6 protein-coding genes are annotated in these 10,054 nt (G+C 39.2%); 4 read left to right on the top strand and 2 right to left on the bottom strand.

The features are described 5' to 3' along the window. The 4 genes from V7161_RS28400 to V7161_RS28385 form a co-directional block, all read left to right on the top strand. The coding region (locus V7161_RS28400) for a hydrolase (protein ID WP_335716145.1) at positions 1–497 on the top strand (497 nt) is incomplete at its 5' end. A 306-nt stretch (positions 498–803) separates the two neighbouring features. Further along, complete coding sequence (locus V7161_RS28395) at positions 804–1,403, top strand: hydrolase (protein WP_335716146.1); 600 nt, start codon at positions 804–806, stop codon at positions 1,401–1,403. Positions 1,404–1,667: 264 nt separating this feature from the next. Then, the gene (locus V7161_RS28390; RefSeq protein WP_335716144.1) at positions 1,668–2,594 is read left to right on the top strand and encodes a LysR family transcriptional regulator; all 927 of its coding nucleotides are present in this window, start codon (positions 1,668–1,670) and stop codon (positions 2,592–2,594) included. 613 nt (positions 2,595–3,207) lie between these two features. Further along, complete coding sequence (locus V7161_RS28385) at positions 3,208–3,981, top strand: LysR family transcriptional regulator (RefSeq protein WP_335716143.1); 774 nt, start codon at positions 3,208–3,210, stop codon at positions 3,979–3,981. 255 nt (positions 3,982–4,236) lie between these two features. On the opposite strand, the gene V7161_RS28380 is transcribed toward V7161_RS28385, so the two are convergent. Beyond that, a complete protein-coding gene (locus tag V7161_RS28380) occupies positions 4,237–8,625 on the bottom strand; it encodes a S8 family serine peptidase (RefSeq protein WP_335716142.1) in 4,389 nt (1,462 codons plus the stop codon). Between the two features lie 502 nt (positions 8,626–9,127). Further along, complete coding sequence (locus V7161_RS28375; RefSeq protein WP_335716141.1) at positions 9,128–10,015, bottom strand: LysR family transcriptional regulator; 888 nt, start codon at positions 10,013–10,015, stop codon at positions 9,128–9,130. Between the last annotated feature and the right edge of the window lie 39 nt (positions 10,016–10,054).

Here is a 10,054-nt window from a genome sequence, read left to right as displayed (position 1 = left end):
AGACGTTTAAGGTTCCAACTGTATTAACAACAGTAGCATCTAAGTCATTCAGTGGTTCAATTTTCCCAGAGATTAAAAAAGTCTTCCCAGATCAAAAAATTTATGATCGTACATCCATGAATGCTTGGGATGATAAAAACGTAGTGCAAGCCATTAAAGATACAGGAAAGAAAAAAATCGTCGTTGCTGGTCTTTGGACTGAAGTTTGTGTCGTGATGCCAGTTTTAGAAGCACTTAATGATGGTTATGAAGTTTACGTAGTAACTGACGCTTCAGGCGGCGTTACGGATCAAGCGCACAATATGGCAATTGAACGTATGGTACAAGCCGGTGCTACACCAATCACATGGATGCAATATATGCTGGAATTACAACGTGACTGGGCAAATCAAGCTACTTATGATCAAGTACTATCCATTGCTAAAGAACACGGCGGTGCATATGGTTTAGGTATCCAATACGCAAAAGAAATGTTCAACACTGGTGAAGGCAAATAATTGAATTAATTTACCCTAATATCTTTAAATGGAGATATTTGAATTAAAAATAGTTTGTGGACCTTAGGTTAAACATGTTTTGAAAAATTACTACAAATATATAAATAGATAAAGGGAGAGGTTCAGAAGATGAAATCTGTATTTAAAAAATTAGCAGCAGTAGGAATGGCTCTATCAGTTGCCGTAGGTGCAGTAGGGGCAGTAGAATTAACACATAGTTCAGTGACAAAAGCATCAACAAATGAAAATCAACCAATAAAGGTAGATAACCAATCTACATCAAAAATATTAACACCATCCAATCATATGTTATTAATGATTGACCACCAGCCGCAGATGGCTTTTGGGACTAAGTCAATCGATGTGGCAACACTTCGTAATAATGTGGCGGGATTGGCTGAAGCGGCTAAGACGTTTAAGGTTCCAACCGTATTAACAACAGTAGCTTCTAAGTCTTTCAGTGGTTCAATCTTCCCAGAGATTAAAAAAGTCTTTCCAGATCAAAAAATTATTGATCGTACATCTATGAATGCTTGGGATGATAAAAACGTGGTACAAGCCATTAAAGATACTGGAAAGAAAAAAATCGTTGTTGCCGGTCTTTGGACTGAAGTTTGTGTCGTGATGCCAGTTTTAGAAGCACTTAATGATGGTTATGAAGTCTACGTGGTAACGGACGCTTCAGGCGGTGTGACGGATCAAGCCCACAATATGGCGATTGAACGTATGGTACAAGCTGGTGCCACACCAATCACATGGATGCAATATATGCTGGAATTACAACGCGACTGGGCAAATCAAGCTACTTATAATCAAGTACTATCCATTGCTGAAGAACACGGCGGTGCATATGGTTTAGGTATCCAATACGCAAAAGATATGTTCAACACTGGTGAAGGCAAATAATTAAAATGAAAATTACCTTCCTATCAATGATAGGGAGGTTTTTCATTCATTGGAGAGGTATTTTCCAAAGGGTACAATAAATCGCCCAATTAACAAGGGTTTCAATTCTAGATAAGTATTGGATAAATTTGCGTAATATAATTTCATTGAGGTTATATACCTGGTGTTCTACAATAAATAATAAGAAAATAAAGACAATGATTTGAAAACGTTGCCTTTTGCTTATTTGATTTTTACCATCAGACGATGGAGAGAAGGGGAATTATGGAATTAAGGGAATTGGAATACTTTATGGCTATATGTGAGGAATTACATTTCACTAGGGCAGCAGAAAAATTAGGAATTTCACAACCTGCTTTGAGCCGTCAAATGAGAACCCTTGAAGATAAATTAGGAGTCCGTTTATTTGATCGTTTAGGAAAAAAAATCGCCATCACAGAAGCTGGCGAAATTCTTCTGGAACAATCTGGGAAAATATTCTCCAATATAAAAAGTGTATATGAACAAATAGAAGAACTTCAAAAAGTAAAAAAAGGAAAACTTATCATTGGGGCAATGTCGGAAGAGTTAAGTCAGCTTGCATCCGTCGTTTTCTTAGAACTTCATCACAAGTGGCCCCAGGTCCAAACAAAGATCTTAATGTCAGATAATATTGAAGAAAAGGTTATTCGAAATGAAATTGACATAGCATTGACACTTATGCCTATAGAGAATGAACAGTTAACGAATATCCCTTTATATATTGTAGAAAATTATTTGGCCGTTCCATATGACCATCCATTGGCAAATAGGGATAAAGTGAAGTTAGAAGAGATTAAGGACCTGTCACTAATATTATTTCCTATAAACCACAAGTGCCGAAAATTAATTGATTTTGCCTTCGCCTCTGTGGGATTTGCCATACAGCCAATCATAGAATTGACTGAGGTAAAATCTATATTGAGTTTAGTGAAAGCAGGTATTGGAGCAACCATTCGTCCAAGAACACTTCTCGATTCGGAGAATGATGGAACCCTAAAGGTTATTAAGATAGAAAACCCAGCTATTTATAAGGAGATTGCCATTGTACATCATAAAGAAAAGTATATTGGACATGCTGCAAGAAGTTTTATAGACTTGTTGGTTGCTTATGTGGAAAAAACGAAACTGAATGAGAGGGTGCATCCTGAAAATACTTTACTTTCTTTCTAAAGAATTTTCCCTTTTTAAAAAACCTTTCCCAATTCATTGAAGTGGAATGTGTGAGGAACTTTAATTCCATTTTTAATTGCTTTATTAAGGGCTACTGAGGTAGCTCTTTTAAATTTACTAAAATAGATTTTCTTTTGATGGAAAGGTAGTTCATCGGAACGGAAGTGGAGCCTATTGGGTTTTACTGCCTATTTATTTTTACTAGCTTGGAATGGAGGCTGAAGTACAGCATTATTATTTTCTATTTATGAAATGGATGGTTTAAAAAACACTTGATTGGATGGTTATAAAATTTTAAAATCCTTTATTATAAATAAGCGGACTAAGATTCTGTATAAGGGAAAGTCCAATATTTATTTTCATAATGGGTATTAACTCCCGAGTTTTTTAAAAGTAGTAAAGGAGTTGTTCTAATAGAGGGATTGTTGAATTATCTAATATTTGTAAGTACCTACGAGAAAGTTTGTATTGTTTAAAGTTTATTCTGTATTGAAAATAGTATAACTATTATTGTGAATAAGTTCACATGAGTAGCTTTCTACTCTATTTTTACTATTATCATATTGTTTATGTTTGAAAATGAACATTCAAAATGATAGGCGTATTGAAATAGGTGAAAGAGAGAAAGGGAATTATGGAATTAAGGGAATTGGAATACTTCCTGGCTATTTGTGAGGAATTACATTTCACAAGGGCAGCAGAAAAATTAGGAATTTCACAACCAGCTTTGAGCCGTCAAATGAGAACCCTTGAAGATAAATTAGGAGTCCGTTTATTTGATCGTTTAGGAAAAAAAATCGCCATCACGGAAGCTGGTGAAATCCTACGAGAACAATCTGGAAATATATTCTCCAATATAAAAAGTGTTTATGAACAAATAGATGAGCTTCAAAATGTAAAAAAAGGAAAACTTATCATTGGGGCAATGTCGGAAGAGTTAAGTCAGCTTGCATCCGTCGTTTTCTTAGAACTTCATCGCAAGTGGCCCCAAGTGCAAACAAAGATCTTTATGTCAGAAAACATTGATGAAAAGGTTTTTCGAAATGAAATTGATATAGCTTTGACAGTCATGCCTATAGAGAATGATCAGCTAACTAATATCCCTTTATATAATGAGGAATATTATTTGGCAGTTTCAGATGACCATCCATTGGCTGATAGGGATATAGTGGAGTTGGAAGAGATAAGGGACCTGTCTCTTGTATTATGGCCAATAAACCACAAGTGTCGAAAATTAATTGATGTTGCGTTTGCCTCTCTTGGATTTGCCATCCAGCCAATCATAGAATTAACAGAGGTAAAATCAATATTGAGTTTAGTGAAACCAGGAATTGGAGCAACATTCTTCCCAAAACACTTCTCGATTCGGAGAATGATGAAACCCTAAAGATAATTAAAATAGAAAACCCAACTATATGTAACGAAATTGCAATTATACATCATAAAGAAAAGTATATTGGATCTGCTGCAAGAAGTTTTATAGACTTGTTGGTTGCTTATGTGGAAAAGACAAAACTCAATGAGAGAGTGTATCCTGATAATATTTTACTTACTTTCTAAAGAATTTTCCCTCATAAAAAAACTTCCCCATTCCAGGAAGCGGAATGGGGAAGGGAATAAGAAGATTTCTGTTTAAGTGATCTTACCGATGATTATTAGACACTTTCAATCGATGGACGCTGCCGCCCTGTGTGCCGACAAACAAATATTCTTCGTCTGATGATAGTTCAAGGGCAGTTGCATTTTTGTTATCAAGGCCATCGGATATATTCGACCATGTTTCCCCAGCATCCACACTCATTAACACACCGCGACCTCCCTTAAGGAGACCTCCTTGTCCCCCTTGATAAAAGGCACCAGTTGCTGCATAGACGACCTTAGGATTAGTAGGGGAAACGATGATATCATTGACATAAATGTTGAGCTTAGATTCAGCATACTTTGCTTTTTCTAATGTTTTCCCGCCATCTGTACTGACATATAAATGGTTTCCTCCCACTACTAAATGGTCTGGATTGTGTGAGTCAATCGCAATACTGCTTACAGGAACGTTTTGAATTTTTTGGAATGATTGGCCCATGTCTTGGGACAGAAATAGCCCGTCATTTCCGCCAGCCCAAATCCGGTTAGGATCTTTGGGATCACCGGCTATGGCACTAAACTGGTGTTCTTGCTTCATTTTTTTCCAATTATCCCCACCATCTTGGCTGACCCACACACCTGTTTCGGCAGAGCCTGGGATAGAATATGGGATCACGATTTCATTCGGGTTGGCTGGATGAACCAGTAGGGCAAGAGGGACAGAATAATCTTCAAATTTCAAATCCCATTTTTCTCCTCCATCATTGCTTCGGTACACACTCATCGTCCCAATCGCACTAAAGCGTGTCTTGTAGACGACATTTGGTTCTGTTGGGGACGTTGCAACCTGATATACTTGTTCTCCTGACATTCCTTCACCTTGAGCCGCTCCCCATTCGAGAGTGGAGGAATCAACTTTATTTTGATCAGGTAACATTGTCCGATACGTGTTAGAATCAGTTCCGGCAAGTAACTGGTATCCTTTGGTGTTACGTGAAATAGCCAAGTCATAAACCGTTGCTCCAGGAATACCCACCCGTTTATATGTTTCTCCTTTGTTCAGTGTTTCATATATTCCAGCCTGATCTGAAGAAACATAAACTGGGCGATTCCCGTTAGGAGAAGATTTTGCTCCTAAGGCAAAATCGATATCAAGGGACCTAGACCCTGGTAGCGGTTGTTTCCAAGATTCCCATGTTTTTCCGTAATCGTGACTTACCCAAATTCCATCATAACCAGTTCCTACATAAATACCCCCATCGAGAATCTTAACGCAAAATACATCATGAAATGGTACTTGATTGTGGGTAAGTTCATTCCAATCTTTACCTTGGTTTAAGGACGCGTACAATCCACCGCCAAAAGTAGCACGTGCAATAAGGATATCATGATTGCCTACTACTTCCTGTATCCCTCTATACTGGGGCTGAAACAATTTCACAGGCGTAGCCGAACCAGAAAATACATCTTTAACAGCGTAAACACCACTGTATGTTGAAAGGTATAGGTCGTTATTAAGAAGAAGTGCGCCAATAAGATATGGCCAATTGCCAGACAACTTCTCCCAGTTATTCCCTCTGTCTAAGCTGATAAATACTTCATTGCCGGAAATAGCAACCAATTTCTGCCCGCTCTCATCAATGGCTAAGTCAGTTACTTCTATGTTAGGAAAAGGTAGTGTATTCCATGTTATTCCACCGTCTTTGCTGGCGAATATCTTACCTATATACGTTGGATCATTAGACCTCGACCTAACAGGAACATAAATATTTTTTTCATTAGTAGGATTAACGATGAGTGCAGTTGGCGCTCCTCCTGCGACAGGAAAATTTCGAAACTCATGCCAAGTTTTTGCCCCATCCTCCGTCCGGAAAATAGAAGGAGATAGTGTTGATAATACCGTCATGACCTTAGGGTTTTTTGGGTCAACATGCATCAGCCCTGCATTAGAGTAAGGTCCGACAGCTTTCCAGTTAGAAGAGTGCTCCTTATCGGCTGGTAATTTTTCCACATAACCAGAGCCTATTATCGTAGATTCCTCACTAGAGGAATTTTTGACTGTAGAGCTAGCATCAATCTGATATATTCCCACTTCGCTAGTCTGAACGGGCACCCGCCACCAATGATCATGATCTAAGACAGAAGTCACTTGATTTGTCTTTCCGCTTGGAGTTCGAACAGTCACTTTTGGAGCTTGTGACAAATCAACCGGACTGTATATGAAGGCTTCTGTTCCACTCACTGTGGATGCTACTGGATCGGGAGATGCAGTAATTTGGAGATGCCGTACAGTCAACTGGTATGGCTCCCGCAAATGCTGCGATTCTGTTCCGGATTGGATATTTCCTTCTATCCATCCCGAAATAACCGTATCCTGATCCGGCCGATTCATGTTGATGTTCACATCAACATTGACTTGCTGACCTGGTTCCATATGAATATGGGATGGATTCACTGTAACGGCTGCTCCGGATTTTGTATCGTCCTTTACAGTGAAATCTATATCCACCGGTTTTTCGCCGTGATTGTTTAAAGATAACGAAGCGCTTCTATGAATCTCTGAATCTTTTAAATCAGCTATTCCAAAATTTAAGCCATTAGGTGAGGCGATCACATTGGTTTCCGCTGCAGCCTTTACATCCAGTCTTCCTGCCCCTTGAGTAAGCACATCATATGATGCCAGCGGTTTCGCGGATTCTTTTAAAATACTGGCAATCTCGCTTGCTTTCCAGGAAGGGTGGAGTTGTTTCATAAGGGCAGCTGCACCAGCCACATGGGGAGCAGCCATGCTTGTCCCGCTCATTCTGGTGTAACCGGTATCATCATCCTGTTTCTTGATGTAAGTCGAATTGATTTCAACACCCGGAGCAACTAAATCAGGCTTTGCTCGTAAGTCGGAATTACCACGGGAACTAAAGTTAGCAATTTGATCCGTTGCGTCCTTTCCTGTAATCGTGATTTTAACGGGTCCCTTGGCCAAGTAGGACTTTAATTCCCCAGCTTTTGTTCCGGTAATGAGCATTGCGGCCAACGTATCCAACCGACCATCCATGGATGAATCTGTCTGGAATTGATCTTGATCTTGTAACTTTTCAGATGAATTAGATGCATATTGTGATGGTATAGTATCTCCTAATTTAAAAACAGGGCCAGGTTGTTCAGGCAGGTAAAAGAGCGCAGCATCGGCCCCTTTTTCTTGAGCTGTAACCGCTTCCGAAAAAGCTTGCTGTACAGTTGCACCTTGAGGCAATTGAATTAGGACAATCTTTCCTTTTACATCTAATCCATCGTAGCTTTCTGGTCCTCCTTCTCCAACGTCTACCAGCTCGCTGGTAATTGCTGCTTCAGGAGGGTTAGCTGAAATCCCAAGGCGTGTAACGGACAAATTCTCTTCAACTGGGGCAACCATTTTTACGTCAGGTACTTTGATACCGCTTGTACTTGCACCGACAGCAAGTACTCCCTCTGCATTAGCAGGAGCACCAATTGTTCCATATCCAGGGCCTGAATTCCCGGCTGCTGCTACAACAACTACACCGGCTTCAACCGCATTTTGGGCGGCTTGGGAGATGGGATCACTGCCATCTCCTGGACCACTAAGGCTCATATTAATGACATCTGCCGGGTATGGATTGTCTGGAGAAATAGAGGCTTCAATTCCGGCAAGGATATCGGATGTATCTCCTGATCCGTTATTGTCCATGACTTTATAGGCTGTTATCGAAGCGTCAGGTGCCACCCCGGTCACTTTACCATGAGCCCCAATGATTCCGGCAACATGGGTTCCATGGCCGTAGTCGTCCATTGGGTCGTTATCATGATTGACAAAATCATACCCCCCGAGTACTTTGTGCCCTGGTCCGATCGCCCCGCCAAGGTCAGGGTGATTATAGTCCACGCCCGTGTCAATCACAGCGACCGTTACTCCTTTCCCTGTAACTCCTTGATTTTCTTGGTCGTGCATGGACCAAACGTCAGGAGCACCAATCAAAGGAACGCTTTCGGCTAAGTCTGTGTGATATTCCTGATCCGGATACACCGCTTTTACGCCGGGAATTGAACGCAGTTCATCAAGTTTGTTTTTGGGGACTTTCATTGAAATACCGTTAAAGGTAAATGTATATTCGTTAGACTCTTTGAATGGAATCCCTTTTTCATTTATTGTTTGTAATACTTTCCCGTGTGCCAGTTTTATACTCTCAGTGCGTTCTTTCATCTTACTTACTGCTGATTTGGAAGCGGCCCCTATCCTTACTGACTTCGGCAGTGTTTGAATGGCGGGTGCGCCGTCCATTTCGACCACCACACGTGTCATCACATTATCCGAATCGTTTCCCTGTGCCAAACCAATGGGAGCATCAAAAGCAAATCTCGCACTGGAGAATACTAGGGCTGAAGCGACAATACAGGTTGCGGTCCTCCCATTAAACCACTGATTTCTTTTTTTCATCTTATGTAATCACCTCTAATATGAATTGCATTTAAGGATAGCAAAATTAAACTATTAATAACATTGGTATAATTAAGACTATTCCAAATGCTAAGGTAATTATATGGCGATATTATTTTGGGGTAAATGACATCCTCGTTATGATAATGATTCATTTTAGTTATCAATAAAGAGTAGGAGGAGGGAGTGAATCAATTTTGGATTTATTTGATCCTATAAAAGCTTGGAAGTAGGGAAATAGAATAACGGCAGAAAATATACAAAAAAAACCTATCCTTTTCTATAAGGATGGGTTTCAGTAATTCTTCTCGCATCATTCCAACAAGAAGGGAAGACCGATGGGGAGGCACTTTTGAAAAACGGTTGACTTTTCCGATGGCGGTATTAAGTGAAGTCTTTCACTAATAACACTTTTCAGTTTAGTAAGCCTTAATATTTTTTATAAGAAGACTTATGGTGAAATTAATGTACAGGTCAATCTTCAAAAGTAATAATGGAAACCTTAATAAACCTTAAACATTTCATAGTTATCTTTATAGTACGAAATAATAAAGTCACGAAAATTCCTTACTGAAGAAGATAACAATTTATGTCTTTTCCAAGATAAGCCGACTGGATATGTAGCGGTGTTATCAGTAACTTTTATATAATTTAAACCCAATGTTCTACAAACTGAAATGGGAAGTAAAGCCACACCTTGATCAAGCTTTATAATCTCGGCCCCTAAATTAGAATCTACTTCAAATGCAATATTTGGGATGAAGCCAGCTTTCTCACAAAGCAAGGTTGTAAAACCCCTATATTCCTCATTATTAGCAAGAGTAATAAATGGTTCATTGGCGACATGACTTAACGAAATTTCTGTTTTACCCGTAAATCTGTGGTTCGAGGGTAAAACCAGAACAATATCTTCATTTATCAGCACACAACTCTCAATCTCCTCATCTTGAATAGGATAACCTGCTATACCTAAATCAATGTCTCCTTTTTTTAAACTTGTCATTATTTCGTTTTTAACTCCGATTGCTTGGAGAATTTTTGATTCAGGGAAGCGGTTAATATATTCGCTGATTAGTCCTGTAAGGATTCTTGGATTGGAAATTGATATTCTTATGGTGTTAGAAATTTGACGTTCCACCGATTGAATTTCCATTTGTGCAGTTTCAATCTCAGTAAATATCCTGTTTACATGTCTCAAAAGAATTTTCCCTGACGAACTCAATTGAATATTTCTCCCTTTTCTCTCAAATAGGGTTGTTCCCAATTCAGCCTCAAGTCTTTTAATAGTCAGGCTTAAAGAGGGCTGGGCAATATTCAATTGTTTGGCTGCTTTAGAAATGTGCTCAGTATAGGCAACTGTCTGAAAGTATTTTAGCTGTAGCAATTCCATCTATCTATGCCCCTTATTTATCATAATAAATAAATATAT

The organism is Neobacillus drentensis (assembly GCF_036965425.1).
Taxonomy (GTDB): Bacteria; Bacillota; Bacilli; order Bacillales; family Cytobacillaceae; genus Neobacillus; species Neobacillus drentensis_F.
This window is presented reverse-complemented; position numbering and strand designations above follow the sequence as displayed.